This is a genomic window from Glutamicibacter sp. NPDC087673 (assembly GCF_044743255.1).
GTDB lineage: Bacteria > Actinomycetota > Actinomycetes > Actinomycetales > Micrococcaceae > Glutamicibacter.
On record NZ_JBIUWB010000003.1, the window covers coordinates 472,331 to 487,097 of the forward strand.

The 14,767-nt window shown below is 60.1% G+C and carries 14 protein-coding genes; 8 read left to right on the plus strand and 6 right to left on the minus strand.

What is annotated here, in order from left to right:
- Positions 1-364: 364 nt before the first annotated feature.
- From ACIOTL_RS09770 to ACIOTL_RS09805, 8 genes are all read left to right on the plus strand, one after another.
- Positions 365-835: a hypothetical protein gene (locus tag ACIOTL_RS09770; protein WP_388022200.1), complete on the plus strand. Its 471-nt coding sequence runs from the start codon at positions 365-367 to the stop codon at positions 833-835.
- 9 nt (positions 836-844) lie between these two features.
- Positions 845-1,372 carry a hypothetical protein gene (locus ACIOTL_RS09775; protein WP_332728608.1) on the plus strand — a complete coding sequence of 176 codons (528 nt, stop codon included), beginning with the start codon at positions 845-847 and terminating at the stop codon, positions 1,370-1,372.
- 29 nt (positions 1,373-1,401) lie between these two features.
- A complete protein-coding gene (locus ACIOTL_RS09780) occupies positions 1,402-2,523 on the plus strand; it encodes a UvrD-helicase domain-containing protein (RefSeq protein WP_400342441.1) in 1,122 nt (373 codons plus the stop codon).
- Positions 2,524-2,553: 30 nt separating this feature from the next.
- Positions 2,554-3,801, plus strand: coding sequence for a sensor histidine kinase (locus ACIOTL_RS09785; protein ID WP_388022202.1), 1,248 nt, complete (start codon positions 2,554-2,556; stop codon positions 3,799-3,801).
- On the plus strand, positions 3,798-4,415 hold the full coding sequence (locus ACIOTL_RS09790) for a response regulator (RefSeq protein WP_388022204.1): 618 nt from the start codon (positions 3,798-3,800) through the stop codon (positions 4,413-4,415). Before ACIOTL_RS09785 ends, ACIOTL_RS09790 begins: the two co-directional genes overlap by 4 nt.
- A 112-nt stretch (positions 4,416-4,527) precedes the next feature.
- The gene (locus tag ACIOTL_RS09795) at positions 4,528-6,630 is read left to right on the plus strand and encodes an MMPL family transporter (RefSeq protein WP_400342442.1); all 2,103 of its coding nucleotides are present in this window, start codon (positions 4,528-4,530) and stop codon (positions 6,628-6,630) included.
- Positions 6,623-7,066 carry a DUF2871 domain-containing protein gene (locus tag ACIOTL_RS09800; RefSeq protein ID WP_388022208.1) on the plus strand — a complete coding sequence of 148 codons (444 nt, stop codon included), beginning with the start codon at positions 6,623-6,625 and terminating at the stop codon, positions 7,064-7,066. The genes ACIOTL_RS09795 and ACIOTL_RS09800 overlap by 8 nt, the downstream gene beginning before the upstream one ends.
- A 176-nt stretch (positions 7,067-7,242) precedes the next feature.
- Positions 7,243-8,481, plus strand: a complete 1,239-nt coding sequence (locus tag ACIOTL_RS09805) for an exonuclease domain-containing protein (RefSeq protein WP_388022210.1) — start codon at positions 7,243-7,245, stop codon at positions 8,479-8,481.
- A 90-nt stretch (positions 8,482-8,571) separates the two neighbouring features.
- Here ACIOTL_RS09805 and ACIOTL_RS09810 read toward each other — a convergent pair whose 3' ends face one another.
- Genes ACIOTL_RS09810 through ACIOTL_RS09835 form a run of 6 tightly spaced genes read right to left on the minus strand, consistent with a single transcriptional unit; the run spans position 8,572 to position 14,767 of the window.
- Positions 8,572-10,026: an FAD-dependent oxidoreductase gene (locus ACIOTL_RS09810; protein WP_332594712.1), complete on the minus strand. Its 1,455-nt coding sequence runs from the start codon at positions 10,024-10,026 to the stop codon at positions 8,572-8,574.
- A gap of 17 nt (positions 10,027-10,043) precedes the next feature.
- The gene (gene cobA / locus ACIOTL_RS09815; RefSeq protein WP_400342443.1) at positions 10,044-10,823 is read right to left on the minus strand and encodes a uroporphyrinogen-III C-methyltransferase; all 780 of its coding nucleotides are present in this window, start codon (positions 10,821-10,823) and stop codon (positions 10,044-10,046) included.
- Entirely contained in the window at positions 10,816-11,673 is an 858-nt protein-coding gene (locus ACIOTL_RS09820; protein ID WP_105658476.1) for an ABC transporter permease, read from the minus strand. Before ACIOTL_RS09820 ends, cobA begins: the two co-directional genes overlap by 8 nt.
- Entirely contained in the window at positions 11,645-12,388 is a 744-nt protein-coding gene (locus ACIOTL_RS09825; protein WP_105658475.1) for an ABC transporter ATP-binding protein, read from the minus strand. Before ACIOTL_RS09825 ends, ACIOTL_RS09820 begins: the two co-directional genes overlap by 29 nt.
- Positions 12,388-13,485 (minus strand): ABC transporter substrate-binding protein, encoded by a 1,098-nt coding sequence (locus ACIOTL_RS09830; protein ID WP_400342444.1) that lies wholly within the window; start codon positions 13,483-13,485, stop codon positions 12,388-12,390. The genes ACIOTL_RS09825 and ACIOTL_RS09830 overlap by 1 nt, the downstream gene beginning before the upstream one ends.
- Positions 13,472-14,767 (minus strand): sulfate adenylyltransferase subunit 1, encoded by a 1,296-nt coding sequence (locus ACIOTL_RS09835; protein WP_105658473.1) that lies wholly within the window; start codon positions 14,765-14,767, stop codon positions 13,472-13,474. The genes ACIOTL_RS09830 and ACIOTL_RS09835 overlap by 14 nt, the downstream gene beginning before the upstream one ends.

Here is a 14,767-nt window from a genome sequence, read left to right on the forward strand (position 1 = left end):
GCGGTACCACCCCGCTTATCCCCCGCCGCAATGATGGGGAATCGCTTATCTTCAGCTGTGACGGGCTGGTCCCGTTCGGTTCTACTTGGCGTTCATGATGCTCGCGGTTCTTCCGAAGACTCACCGGTGATAGCCGGATCAAAGTCGCAGTCCTTATATCCTACCGCGTGATGCCCCAGCTGAAAATTCCCGGCAGCCTTCGAAATGCAAGTGAGCGCAGGCTCACAGTACGCAGCTGGAAAACCGAAAACGCCATTCCCTGCATTTTCAGGATAGCGCGCCCAGGGGGCCTTGCCGCAAGGCCCCGCAGAGGGTCCATAATCAATATCTTCCCCACGAGAACTAGCTAGACCAAGGAGCCCGCGTGCCTGCCAAAATCGCAAACACCAGCTATTTCGATGCCATCGAACACAGTCCAGTACCGGAGAACTCGGCCGAGATTGGCGAGGACCAGCAACGGCTCTGCGAAATTGCCAACCGGGTTGGGCAGCTTCGATCCGAAATTTTGGAGCGCATCGCCCGACGAGGACAAGACCAGGCCGGCGTGCTGCAGCAATCCCTTGAACGGGATGTTGAACTCAGCGAATTAGCCCAGCGGCTGCGCCAGCTGGACCGCATGGGTCCCTACGCCTGCTTGGGCTTCATGGAAACAGCCGGGACCGGCGAGCGCCTCTACATTGGCCGCAGTGGCTTGAGCGACGACCAGGGCAAGCAACTGCTGCTTGATTGGCGAGCCCCTGCAGCAGAACCATTCTTCGCCGCTACCCATGAGAAGGACCATGGGTTGGCCATGAGACGCCGCTACCGTTGGCGCCGGCAACGCATCTGCGACTAATGGGATGAAGTGTTTGATTCCTCCCAGCTGGCTTCCCATGCCCGCCTGGATGACCACTCTTCATTTCTCGCTTCCCTTGGCAGCAAGCGTTCACCAAAAATGCAGGACGTGCTCGCAACCATCCAGTCGGACCAGGACGCGATCATCCGGAGAAGCTCGCAAGGCGCGCTGGTAGTTGACGGAGGGCCGGGTACCGGCAAGACGGTGGTCGCCCTGCATCGAGCCGCCTATTTGCTGCATGCGGACCCACGGCTTCAACGCCAGGGTGGCAAGGTTTTGGTGGTAAGCCCGCACGAGGCCTATAGCTCCTATGTCGCTGACATTCTTCCGAATCTCGGCGAGGACGAGGTGCTCATTTCAACACTTTCGAACATAGTTTCGATTGGCGATGATTTGCCCTCGGAACCGGATCACGGAGTCCACCGCATTAAATCCAGCCTGGCAATGCTGGATGCAGTCAAGAGGGCCGTGCAGGTCTTTGAAGAGCCCCCTCGGCTGACCTTCAAATCGACTTTGGGGAAGCTCAAGCCACTCTGACAACGCAGCTGTGGCGCACTGCGGTCACCATGATTGGCGAAGCAACGCCGCACAATGAAGCACGCATCGAATTGCGTGATGCCCTCATTGATCAATTGCTCCCCCAAGCCCTCATTGGCGAAGACACGAAGCCACTGCCGCGCTCGGAGTGGGAGAGAAATCCAGCACTGAATGGGTTGCTCGATGAGCACTGGCCTGTCCTGGATCCATGCAAGCTGCTGCGGGCGCTCTATTCAACCCCGGAGCTGCTCCGCTACAGCGGCAGAGACCTTGGCAACGAAGAGATCGAAAAGCTACTGGCAAGTTCGGCTTCTGGCCGATGGACCACGTCGGATATTCCGCTGATTGACCTTGCGCGCTTTCTCATTGGCGACCCGCACAGCGAAGCGAAACGTCGTGATGAACAGTTCAGAGTGCACGCCGAGCGTACTCGATGGAAAAACGTCGTTGATGATCTGATGGACTCGGTTGACGACAACGAGGATCTGGCATCCCAGCTCATCCACCACGATCTCCAGGAGCAGCTTCTCGCCGGAGCTCCGGAGAACAATTTGGCCTCGCTCAATTACGACGGACCCTTTTCGCATGTCATCATCGATGAAGCCCAGGACCTGACCGATGCGCAATGGGCAATGATCCAACGCCGTTGCCCATCAGGGAGCCTGACGATTGTGGGCGATAGGGCCCAGGCCGTTCACGGCTTCAACACGACATGGGAACAGCGTTTGGCCAGGATTGGCATTCGCGGCATCTCCGTATCCCGCTTGCGGGTCAACTACCGCAGCACGGCACAGATCATGGAAGCAGCCGCAGAACAGATCCAGGCACAGATGCCCGAGGCGAACGTGCCGCGATCATTGCGCACGGATGGTGCACCGGTGCGTTATGCCCGCCTGACCGAACTGGAATTAATACTCGATGATTGGCTAGGCGAAAATGCCGAGGGCACGGCGGCAGTTATCGGGGCCTCTGGCTTCCACAACTCTGGCAGGGTCCGCTTTCTTTCGCCAGAGAACGCCAAGGGCCTGGAATTCGATCTGGTGCTCGTCTGCCAGCCACGCTCCTTCGGCACCGGATTAAGCGGAGCCGTGCGCAGATACGTGGCCATGACCAGAGCGACAGCTCAACTGATAATACTTGCCGATCAATAACCGGCAGCAGCCTTTAGTAGGCTGGCATTCATGAGTACTTCCGAGCCGCAGTGGTTGGACACCCAGAATCAGCAGCACTCGTTGGCCTCGCCAGTGGTGCTGCGCTGGGGGCAGCACCTGGTGACGGCAATCCTGCTTGCCATCGCGTTGCTGCGACAGATTTCAGCGCAAGGAAATGTCCTGCCCGCGATCCTCGTCTCGGTACTCTTCGCCACTTGGTACAGCCTCGGCTTCGTTTCCCGTGCCAAGAAAGGAGTCTTCGCCAAGCCCGCGTGGTGGTTGGCGCTGCTGCTAGGGATCTGGATTGCAAGCCTCTTCGTTTCCGCTGAATTCATGTGGTTGGCCTTCAGCCTTTGGCTTCTCCTGGGCCACCAGCTGCCATTTCTTCCCTCAATATTGTGGTCAGTGGTCGTCTACGCCTTTACTTTGCTCGCTCCCTACCTGCACAATGCCGAGCTCAGCATTGCCGCCATTGCCGGCCCCTTGGTTGGCGGGCTATTCGCCTGGGGCATCTCCCGCGGATACCTGCAGATGGAACGCGACGCGGAAGCACGTACTTCCCTGGTGGATTCCCTGGTGCGAGCCCAGCAGGAAATGGCAGACCTGCAAGGAGAATTGGCCCGCTCCCAGCATGAGGCTGGCATCGCCACCGAACGCACCCGTCTGGCCCGCGAAATCCACGACACCGTCGCCCAGCAGCTCTCCTCCATCGGATTGCATGCCAAGGCGGCCGAAGCGTCCAGGGATCCCGAAGCTGCCTCGGCGGCCCTGAGCCGCATCGATGAGCTTTCCGGGCAGGCGCTGACCGATTTGCGTCGCATCATCGCCGCCCTGGCTCCGGCAGAACTCGATTCCCAGGCGCTCGCCGGAGCCTTGGGCCGCGTCTTGGAGAATTTCAAGGCCGATTCGAAGTTGGAGACCCGATTGGATATCGAACCGGGGCTGCCCACTTTGGATCCGAATGTGCAGATCGCGCTGCTGCGCACCACCCAATCCGCCCTGTCCAACGTGCTGCGCCATGCCCAGGCCTCCACGGTGGCGCTCAGCCTGGGGTCCAGCGGCGACGAGGTACGTTTGGATATTGTCGATGACGGCATCGGCTTCGTTCCCAATACTGGTCGCGTGCAAACCAGTACGCACACCGGAGGCTTCGGCCTGACCGCAATGAACCAGCGCCTGCGCGAACTCGGCGGCGGTTTGGATGTCGAGAGCTCACCCGGTGAAGGCACCGCCCTGTGCGCCCACCTTCCGCTTCGCTTAGCAAAGGACAACTCATGATCCGGATCCTGCTGGTCGACGACCACCCCATCGTGCGGACCGGCCTGCGCGCGCTGTTCGAGAACTACGACGACATCGTTGTCATTGGCGAGGTTTCCAGCGGCGAGGAAGCGGTGGAATTCGTCAAGGCCAGCACCGTCGATGTGGTGCTCTGCGACTTGCGCTTGGGTGCCGGGATGAATGGCGCACAAACCACCGCGGCGATCCGCCAACTGGCCAAACCGCCTTATGTGCTGATCCTGACCACCTTCGACAAGGACTCAGAGCTGCTCACTTGCATCGAAGCTGGAGCTGCCGGCTACCTGCTCAAGGATGTCAGTGCCCAGACCATCGTCGAATCCATCCGCCAAGCCTCCGCCGGGCACATGGTCCTGGCCCCGGAGATGACCCAGCGCGTTGTCGAGGGTATGCGCCGTCCCAAAATCGAGCTCACCAAGCGCGAAAAGGACGTATTGGTCCAACTGTCTACCGGTGCCGGCAACAAGCAGATCGCCAAGGCCCTGTTCGTCTCGGAGGCGACGGTCAAAACCCACCTGGTCCACATTTTCGACAAGCTCCAAGCAACTACGCGTACCGACGCGATCAACAAGGCCAAAGACCACGGACTGCTGTAGCTGATCAACAGAATCCCGGTGACACGCCGGGGTGCGTCTCAACCTTTCGGTTGAAGTTTTATTCACCCCTTTCCACGATGGCCTGACCTGCGAAATCTCGTTAACTGGAACTATGAAAGTTCCAGTTATCCCCCGGATCGGCGATTCGCTGACCAACCGCCGCGGAGCCCGCATTTGGGCCGCCGGCATCTTTGCAGTTGTTCTAGTTCTCTTTGGTGCGCTGAGCAGCATCCAAGCCCCAACCCGTGCGGCCAGCTCCCTGGTCGAAGGCTCCGAATCGGCACAGGTCGCCGAAATCCTGGATGCCAACACCAGCGATTCCCAGAGCTCGGCTTTGCTGGTGGCCAACCGCACCGATGGCCATGCGTTGAGCAATGCCGACACCGCTGCCCTTGATGAGCAGACCGCGGCGCTAGCCCACGACGCGGAGGTGTCCGCCGGCCGCACCATGGCCAGCGAAGACCAGCAGGCAGCCATGGTTCCGCTCACCTGGGATACGGTCTCCGATACGGCCGACCGCCAGAAGCTGGATGAGGTCCGCAACTGGATCCAGGCCCATCCCATTCAGGGGCTGGCCGTGCAGGTCACTGGTTCTACCGCCTTCGCAGTAGATATCACCAATGCCTTCGCCGGGGCGGACTTCACCCTGCTGGCCGTCACGGTGGGCATCGTGGCAGTCTTGCTGATCCTCACCTACCGTTCGCCGGTGCTCTGGCTGATCCCGCTGGTCGTTGTTGCCCTCGCCGATCGCAGCGCCTCCCTGGTGGCGAACCTGCTGGGCAACGCCTTCAATCTGCACTTCGACTCCGGCGTGCTCAGCGTGCTGGTCTTCGGCGCCGGTACCAACTACGCCTTGCTGCTGATCTCCCGTTACCGCGATGAACTGCAGAAGAATGCTGATCACCGCCAGGCGCTGTCCAAGGCGTGGGCGGCCAGCTTCGAAGCGATTCTGACCTCCAACCTCACCGTAGTGCTGGCCCTGCTGACCTTGGGACTGGCCGTCATGGAAGATACCCGCGGGCTGGGCATCGTCTGCGCCGCTGGCTTGCTGATCGCTGCGTTCTTCGTGCTCTTTGCGCTGCCACCGATCCTGGCCTTTGCCGGGCGCAAGGCGTTCTGGCCGCTGGTCCCCCGTCCGGGACAGGAAAGCAAGAAAGAAAACTTCTTCGGACGTGCTGCTCGTGCTGTGATGACCCGTCCGGGCCTGAACTTGGCAGCATTGGCGGTCTTGCTCATGGTGCTGGCTGGAGCGTTGACCGGTACGCGTATCGGCCTGGACCAGACCCAGCAGTTCCGTACCGCCACCGAGTCTTCCAGTGCCATGCAGACCCTGGCTGAGCACTTCCCCGCAGGTGAAACCCAGCCGATCACCGTGTTGGCGCAGGGAACCGATGTCCAGGTCCTGCGAGATGAATTCTCCGGAGTCGAAAACGTCAAGCGTGTTGGCGAATCCTCCCAGCTCGGCACCACGCCATGGCAGCAGTTCTCTGTCATCTCGGCTGTCGATCCCAGCTCGGCCATGGCGCAGGACCTGATAGCGGACCTGCGCGGTGCTGCGGCAACCGGCAGCACCGGGCAGGTGCTCATTGGCGGGCAGAGCGCCGAACAGCTTGATTCGCACCAGATGCACCTGCGCGACCTGTTCGTGATTGCCCCGCTGATCATGGTCATCTGCTTCGTGATGCTCGGCTGGCTGACCCGTTCCTGGCGAACCGCACTTGCCTTGGGTCTGGTGAATTTGCTCAGCGCGGCCGCCGCCGTCGGCTTGGGTTCCCTGGTTTCCTCGGTGGTCTTCGAGGCCAACGCCTTGGATGTCCAGGTGCCGCTGCTGGCCTTCGTCTTCTTGGTCGCCTTGGGCGTGGACTACACCATCTTCTTGACCCAGCGAGTTCGCCAAGACTCGCAGGTGCTGGCGCTGGGCGACGCAGTGGTACTGGCCGCAAGCCGCACCGGTTCGGTGATCACCAGTGCCGGGCTCGTGCTGGCAGGTGTCTTCGCGGCACTGGCAACACTGCCGCTCACGGTATTAGGCCAGCTCGGCCTGATCGTCGGACTCGGCGTCCTGCTGGACACCTTCGTCGTTCGCACCCTGCTGCTCCCGGCGCTGTTCGCAGTCCTGGACTCAGGCAAGCATCCACTCTTCGGCACAACTTCCTCCGCTGCAGAAGCAACTGCAGAACCAACCGTTCAGAAAGAAAACAAAATCAATGCGTAAGCTCGTGAATTTCTCCTTCGCCTACATGGTCCTCGGTGTAGCTTCCGGTCTTTTCTACCGTGAATTCACCAAGATGAACGGCTTCGCTGAAGGCCAGTGGACCCAGCTCTCCGTAGTCCACACCCACCTGCTGGTGCTGGGCTTCATCATCTTGCTGCTGGTGCTCCTTCTGGAAAAGGCCTTCGGCCTGAGCCAGCACCGCAAGCTCTTCGCGTGGTTCATGGGCACCTACAACGCGGGCGTGATCCTAACCGCGGGCATGCAGCTCACCCACGGCATCATGACCGTACTAGGCGTTGAGTCGTCCAAGATGATCTCGGGCATCGCGGGTCTTGGCCACATGTCGATCACCGCAGGCATGATCTTGCTGTTCATCATGCTGCGCCGCAGTGTCGGCGCCCAGAAGCCAACCCAAAAGGTTGAGCTGGCCGGCTAGACCAGCCAAGTACCACAGCGGAACTGAAACTCGGCCCAGACGAAGATCGTCTGGGCCCAGTTCGCTCGCGCTTCTGGCCCCCACTGCCAGGACCCCAAGATTGGCCACTTGGCTAAGGATAAAATGATCCGCTGCTGCTATAGATTGAACTAACAATCTTTCTCCCAGGAGCGGTCATGAGCGACGAATTCTTTTCCATCGTGGATACCGAAACCACCGGCCTGTTCCCCGGAGGGAACGACCGCATCGCCGAAATTGCGATAGTCACCATGAATCGGCAGGGCACGATTGTCGACTCGTGGGAAACACTGATCAACCCGCAACGCGATCTTGGCAAGCAATCAATCCATGGCATCCAGAGCCGCGACGTGCTCGATGCGCCCAGCTTCAAGGACCTGGCAGAAGAACTGCATTGGAGGCTATCGGGCACAGTGCTCGTGGCACACAATCTTTCCTTCGATTCCAGATTCCTTGAGGCTGAATTCCGCAAGTGTGGCCTGCCGGTGCCCGAGACCTTCCTGGCGCAAGGAATGTGCACCATGCGAATGTCCCACCGCTACCTGCAAGGCGCAGGCCGCTCGCTTCAAGACTGCTGCGATTCCTTTGGCATCGAGTTGCAACAGGCTCACAGCGCAGTGGGAGATGCGACGGCCACAGCGACATTGCTTTCGCGCTACATGGAACTGGATCCCGATGAACCAGAATGGGACGGACGACTGCGTTTAGCCTCGACAGGGCGGTGGTTTGATTCCACGCCGCGCTCGCGCGTCGTTCCAGTTAAGCGGTCCCAGTACAGAGCTGAATCTGCCGGGCATTTTCTGGAAAAGCTTGCGACCCGGTTGCCGGAATTTTCGGGCACGGCTACGGAGGAGAACTACTTGGCCGTACTGGATTTAGCTTTGATGGACCGCTACGTATCAGCCCATGAAGAAGCCCAGCTGCTCCAGGCCGCCACTGAAATTGGTTTGGATAAGCACCAAGCGCTGAGATTGCACGAACTGTACTTCCAACAGCTTGTCGCAACGGCTTGGTCCGATGGCGTACTGACCGAAGACGAAATAGCCGATCTGGCGAAAGTCATCGGAATGCTAGGACTTCCGCCGCAGCTAATCGAGGTAGCCAAGGTGGCGCCGGTGGCTTCCGAAGATCACGAACCCATCCGCGAGCCTCAGGGCAATCATCAGATCGATCTCGGCGCCATGGTGGTGCTCACCGGCGATATGACTCGTCCGCGTTCGGAGATTGAAGCTCAGCTTGCGTCCGCAGGGTTCACCCCTCATCGCGCGATCACCAAGAAAGTAGCCTTGCTGGTGGCCGCGGATCCTGACTCGCTCTCCGGCAAAGCCAAGAAAGCACGCGACTACTGCATCCCTGTTGTCGGCGAAGATTATCTCTGGAACACCCTACTCCGCTGACACCCGCGCCAGGTACAGCAATGGGCGATGTCCCCCAGCAATGATTTGCCGAGGGACATCGCCCATAGTTGCTAGAGCCCGGGGTGAAACTTACAGGCTCTCAACCAATTTTTTTGCCGAAGAGAATTCCATCATCGCTTCGCGCTCTACGACCTTGACGCGGTCGCGAGTGATCTCGCCGAAGCGAGTCGAAACGGTGCCGGCTGCGGCGCCCAGTTCCTTCTCGTGCGCGTCCAAGTTCTTCCAGCCATCCCAGTTGGAGAAGTTCACGCCGCGGCTTTCGAGCAGTTCCGAGATCTTCTGGGAAGAATCCGGCTGCGCCAGCTTAGTGAGGTCTTCAAGCAAGTGGGTAATGGTCTCCAGGGCGTCGCCCTTGGTGTGGCCAATCAGCCCAATCGGGCCACGCTTGATCCAGCCAGTGGCATACAGGCCGGGAACGTGAGCGCCGGACGCGTTCAGCACGCGGCCTTCCACGTTGGGCAAAACGCCCTTGGCCCCGTCGTATTCAATGTCGTCGACTGCCGAACCGAAGTAGCCGACGGCACGGTAGATGGCCTGCAGCGGGTACTCGACGAATTCGCCGGTGCCGCGTGCGCCGCCATTTCCGTCGAGCTCGTTGCGCTCCACCTTCAAGCCGGTGACCTTGCCATCTTCGCCCAATACCTCGACTGGCGACTGCAGGAAGTGCAGGTGCAGGCGGCGCGAGGCGCTTGGAGCTTCTTCACGCTCTTCCTGCTCGATCAGCCAGTTGGTCAGGGTGGAGACCATGGTCTTGGTCTGGTTATTGGTCTTCATGGCTTCATCCGAAGCCTTGTCGAACTCGAAGTCCTCTGGATACAGGACGATGTCAACGTCCTTGGAGTGCGAGAGTTCGCGCAGTTCCAGCGGGGTGAACTTCACCTGGGCCGGGCCACGGCGGCCGAAGACATGCACGTCGGTGACGGCCGAGTCATTCAGCTGCTCGTAGATGTGCTCAGGGATTTCGGTTTCCAGCAGCTGGTCAGCATGCTTGGAAAGGATGCGGGCCACGTCCAGGGCAACGTTGCCGTTGCCGATGACAGCAACTTCCTTGGCGGACAGGTCCCAATTCTTGTCAACATCTGGGTGTGCGTCATACCAGGACACGAAGTCGGCGCCGCCGAAGGACCCTTCAAGATCGACACCTGGGATGTTCAGGTCAGCGTCCTTCTGGGCGCCGGTGGAGATGATCACTGCGTCGTAACGGGTATGCAGGTCTTCCAGCGAGATGTCGCGGCCCAAGCCGACGTTGCCGTAGAAGTCGATCCAGTCGTTGTCCAGCACCTTGTGCAGGGCGTTGATGATGCCCTTGATACGCGGGTGATCCGGGGAAACTCCGTAACGGATCAGACCGAATGGCGTAGGAAGCTCGTCAAAGAGATCAACGTGCAGCTTCAGTTCTCCCGATGCGACCGGCTGGCTCTTGTTGAGCAGGTCAGCGGCGTAGATGCCGGCCGGACCGGCACCAACGATGGCAACACGCAGCGCCCGGGAATGGAGGTGCTCAGGGACGATAATTTCACTCATCAAACAACTTCTCTTTCTTAGTCAACGAATGAGGCCGGCGCGGTGGCATCGGCATTCTCTAGCGGCAGGAGGTCTACCAGTTGGTCGGAGGCTTCCGGGGCTAGCCGAACGACGTCACCAATAACGATAACGGCCGGATTCGCCACTGCGGCCTTGCGGGCGCGCTTTACTATCCCTTCTAGCGTACCGATAGTTGTGCGCTGCGTCTGTGAGTAACCTCGCTCAACTATCGCAATCGGTGTACTTGACGGTAAACCACGGGTAAGAAATGTCTCAACAATTTGTGGCAAATTCGATACTCCCATCAGCACCGCAAGGGTGTGATCGGAGCGGATCGGCACGTCCGCGAGTTCGCTGTGTCCACTGACTACGGTAAAACCGGCCGCAATTCCCCGGTGCGTGACGGGAATGCCAGCGGCCATGGGCACGGAGACTGCACTGGTAATGCCGGGAATCACACGCGTAGGGATCCCGTATTTCGCGGCGTGGAGCAGTTCTTCGCCGCCGCGTCCAAGTACAAACGGGTCGCCACCTTTGAGGCGAACTACCCGCTTACCTTCTAAAGCGTACTTGACCAGTAATTCATTGGTTTCATCCTGGGTTTTGACGTGGCAGCCTGGTGACTTGCCCACATCGATGACAACCACATCATCGGAAAGTTCTGCCAGCAACGCGGTAGGTCCCAGCTTGTCGGCCAAAACCACTTCCGCGGCAAGCAGGGCCTTATAGCCGGCGATGGTAATCAGCTCGGGATCCCCCGGTCCACCGCCAATCAGGGTGATATGCCCTTTAGCCATTGTTTTCTCCCGTTCGGGTCATTCCTCGATCGCGCAACAGCTTGCGTTCAATCGGAGCGAAAAATACCAATTCGATCAGCACACCCACCAGCAGGATGGTCAAGATCACCAGCATGACCAATGGCAGGTCTGCCAGATCGCGGCCCCGTTGCAGCAGTGAACCGACGCCTAGGGCCAGCGAACCGCCCACGGCAATCAATTCGGCAGCCATCAACGAACGCCAAGCGAAAGCCCAGCCCTGACGCAGTCCGGCTACATACCCTGGCATGGCAGCTGGCAGCTCAATGTGCAGCACATGCTCCCATTTGGAGGCACCGAGCACCTTGGACAAGGACTTGTACTGCGCTGGAATCATGTCGATCCCGGCGAGCAGGCCATTGATGATGGATGGAATCGCGCCGAGCAGCAGAACCGTGTAGATGGTCGCATCGCTCAGGCCAAAAAGAATGATGGCTGCGGGAACCCACGCAATAGAGGGCAATACCTGCATGGCCGATACCAGTGGCCCCACCCCCTTGCGCAACAGCGGCTGATGCGCCAGCAGCAACGCCAGCGGGGTGGAAATAATCACGGCAATCGCAAATCCGCTCACGGCGCGGAACAACGAATTGCCCACGGCCGCAACCAATGATCCATCTGCCAGCAGTTGCGGAAGCTTAGCCGCGACAGCCAGTGGACCGGGAAAAAGGTCTTCGCGCAGTGGGCTTGCCCAGGAAATAATTTGCCACAGGCTCAGAAGCACAACCACAGTGAGCAAGGGGGCAACCCATGAATCGAGCTGGTTGTTCGGGCGTAGCTTGATAACGCGCACGGGTTTGAACCTAGTTCGAGATTCTGTCAGTGAGCTCATGTTTCCGCTGCTCCTTTCTGAGAATCGTGGTTAGTTCATCGGCCAATGCGGCGGCCTCGGCCGGGTTATTGCGGAGTTCGCCGGTGATCCGGCGAGTCTCCAGGATGCGCCCGGGGTGCGAAGAAAGCACCAGAATGCGGCCGGAGAGGCGAATCGCCTCACGCACATTGTGGGTGACGAAGATGATGGTCTTGCCCGTTTGCCTCCACAAGGCCCGCAACTGCTCATGGAGCATGTCACGCGTGATGGCGTCCAGGGCGGCAAATGGCTCATCCATCAACAGAACCTGGCGGTCCTGAGCCAAAGCCCTGGCCAAAGCGACGCGTTGGCGCATGCCGCCAGAAAGTTCATGCGGCTTCTTGCCGCTTGCATGCCCCAGCTGAACGAGGTTGAGCAGTTTCTCCACGCGTTGCTGGCGTTCCGGAGCTGGCTTCCCCGCGAGCTTGAGCGCCAGGTCAACGTTCTCGCTGGCAGTCAGCCACGGCAGGAGGTTGGCATCCTGGAACATGAATGCCGCGCCGTCTTCAGGTACTTCAAGCCAGCCGGAGCTTGGCGCCAGTAGCCCAGCGATCATGTTGAGCAAGGACGACTTGCCGCAGCCTGAGGCCCCCAAGACAGCGATAAACTCTCCGTCTTCAATTTCTGCACTGAGGCGATCTATGACCAAGCCAGTGCCTGGATAGCTCAGGGAAACTTCATTCAGCCGTACTCCCATTACTTCTCCTGCTGTTCAAGAAAACGCGTATCCACGAGTCCGTCTGCGTTACCGCCAGACCCCACTCCTACGGCTAATGCGTGGTCCACGAGTGACTGGTAGGTTTCAGGCAGGGGGTCCTCGCTGAAGTGCACCTGCTTCAAGGCTTCAGCGATCACTGATTCGTCAAAGGAACTTCCGTTGGCTTCGACCAAAGCTTTCTGCACTGCCGCCAACTTCTGTTTTTCGTCCGCATGATTGAGCCAATCGATGGCTTGGGTATTTGCATCGACCAGCTTCTGCACGGTTTGCGGATGGCTAGCCATGAATTCCTTGGAGACCACCAGAACCGTTGTCGGGAACTTGCCGTCGGGCCAGAGCTCGGCTTCATTCACCAAGCGGTGTCCCCCGTTCTTCTCGACTAGCAATGAAGCGTAGGGCTCCGGAAGCCAAGCACCGTCAATTTCACCGCGGCCGAAAAGCTGTGCGACGGTTCCATTGGAGCTCGGGGTCACTGTGGCGTCCTGTTTCAAGCCCAGGCCCTTCAGGTAGCTGCGCAAGGCAACATCCTGGGTTCCGCCGAATTGCGGGCTGGCCAGATTGCTGCCGGCCAGTTCCTCGGGCTTAGCGATCTTCTTGTCGACAACCAGGCTGGCTCCGCCGTAGGCGACGCCGGACACCACGTTCAACGACTCGCCATCGCTGGACAGGTAGCTGTTCAACGCCGGGTTTGGCCCCAGATATGCGGCGTCGATGGCCCCCGAGTTCAAGGCTTCTACGGCTGCCGGTCCCGCGTTGAATATCTGGCTTTGGACACTGGTACCGTCTTCTTCAAGGTGATCTTGGAGAAGACCTTCGGACTGGGCGATCAAGGCCGGAGCATGGGTGAGGTTGGCGAAATAGCCAATCTTCAGCTCATCTGCCGGTCCGTGATGTGCCGCCTGCGCTGGTACTTCATTTGGTCCCGGAAGAAACGTCGTCGCCACAGCAACTGCGCTCAATGCTCCGACCGCCGCCAGCCCGAGGAAGCGTCCTCGGAAGCCGGTCTTCTGCCCATGAGCCGTCAGCCGGACCCGCCCTTGGTTTCCTGTTGGCTGGCCAACATCAGGCTGCTTCATTATTTTCCTCGATGATCCCCGCCGCAAGGGTGCGCCCCGTAGCTGGATCGATTAGCAGGAAGCTTCCGCCAGTGCGCGAGGTGGCGTACTGCTCGATGGCCAACGCTGCCTGGCTGCGCAAGGTGATCCGGCCCAGGTCGTTGAGCTCCAAGGAGTGGGCGGGCTGCTGCGAATAGTCGGCCACGTTGATGACGTAGTCGATGGTTGACAGCTTGGCTGCGGCGACCTTGGTACCGTGCTTGATCAACAGCCGTTGGCCGCTAGTGAGCTTCACTGGATCCAATACGCAGATGTTCGCCTGGAACTCCCTGTGCGCGGTTGGCAGTTCGCCGGCGACGATGGTGTCGCCGCGGGCAATATCCAAGTCGGTCTCCAGCTCGACAACGATGGCTTCGCCGGCCTGGGCGCGGTGCGCGGTACCAGCAGGGGTGCTGATGGCCTTGATCCGGCTGCTCACCGGCTGGCCGTTGGAGAGCACCTGCACGGACTCCCCCACGGCCAAGCTGCCGTCAACCAGAGTTCCGGCATATCCGCGGTAGTCGCGGTACGCGTCCGGGTCCAGGCCTGGAGCCAAGGCGCCCTGCGGGCGGATCACGTACTGGACATCCAGACGGGCAGTGCCCCCGCCGAGCCGCGGCTCGATGTCCTCTAGCAGCCCGAGCAAGGTCGGGCCGGCATACCAGTGCGCGGAAGCCGAAGGATCGACTATGTTATCTCCCTGAAGCGCGGAGACCGGGATGACGGTGGTTGACTTCAGGCCGAGTTCTCCGGCGAGCGCGAGTACTTCGGCCTCGATCTGGCTGAAGGCCGCTTCGTCCCAGTCGATCAGGTCCATCTTGTTCACGGCGATGACCAGTTGCGGAACCCGCAGCAAGGCGAGCACGCCAAGGTGGCGCCGGGTCTGCTCCAGCACGCCGTGCCTCGCGTCAACCAGCACGATCGCCGCGTCTGCGGTCGACGCGCCGGTGACGGTGTTGCGGGTGTACTGCACGTGTCCGGGGCAATCGGCCAAGATGAAGGACCGCTTGTCGGTGGAGAAGTAGCGGTAGGCCACGTCGATAGTGATGCCCTGCTCGCGTTCGGCGCGCAGCCCGTCGGTGACCAGCGCGAGGTCCAGGGTTCCAGCGCTGCCGCCGAAGCCGCGTTCGGCGCTGGTACGGGCCAGGTCATCGAGCGAGTCGGCGAGGATGGCCTTGGCGTCATGGAGCAGGCGGCCCACGAGAGTGGACTTGCCGTCGTCGACCGAACCGGCGGTAGCGATGCGCAATAGTGTGGTGGTCAT

Coding starts and splice junctions, on each gene's coding strand:
- ACIOTL_RS09780 (WP_400342441.1), top strand. CDS start 1,402: ATGATTGGCGAAGCAACGCCGCACAATGAAGCACGCATCGAATTGCGT.
- ACIOTL_RS09785 (WP_388022202.1), top strand. CDS start 2,554: ATGAGTACTTCCGAGCCGCAGTGGTTGGACACCCAGAATCAGCAGCAC.
- ACIOTL_RS09790 (WP_388022204.1), top strand. CDS start 3,798: ATGATCCGGATCCTGCTGGTCGACGACCACCCCATCGTGCGGACCGGC.
- ACIOTL_RS09795 (WP_400342442.1), top strand. CDS start 4,528: ATGAAAGTTCCAGTTATCCCCCGGATCGGCGATTCGCTGACCAACCGC.
- ACIOTL_RS09800 (WP_388022208.1), top strand. CDS start 6,623: ATGCGTAAGCTCGTGAATTTCTCCTTCGCCTACATGGTCCTCGGTGTA.
- ACIOTL_RS09805 (WP_388022210.1), top strand. CDS start 7,243: ATGAGCGACGAATTCTTTTCCATCGTGGATACCGAAACCACCGGCCTG.
- ACIOTL_RS09810 (WP_332594712.1), bottom strand. CDS start 10,026: ATGAGTGAAATTATCGTCCCTGAGCACCTCCATTCCCGGGCGCTGCGT.
- cobA (WP_400342443.1), bottom strand. CDS start 10,823: ATGGCTAAAGGGCATATCACCCTGATTGGCGGTGGACCGGGGGATCCC.
- ACIOTL_RS09820 (WP_105658476.1), bottom strand. CDS start 11,673: ATGAGCTCACTGACAGAATCTCGAACTAGGTTCAAACCCGTGCGCGTT.
- ACIOTL_RS09825 (WP_105658475.1), bottom strand. CDS start 12,388: ATGGGAGTACGGCTGAATGAAGTTTCCCTGAGCTATCCAGGCACTGGC.
- ACIOTL_RS09830 (WP_400342444.1), bottom strand. CDS start 13,485: ATGAAGCAGCCTGATGTTGGCCAGCCAACAGGAAACCAAGGGCGGGTC.
- ACIOTL_RS09835 (WP_105658473.1), bottom strand. CDS start 14,767: ATGACCACCACACTATTGCGCATCGCTACCGCCGGTTCGGTCGACGAC.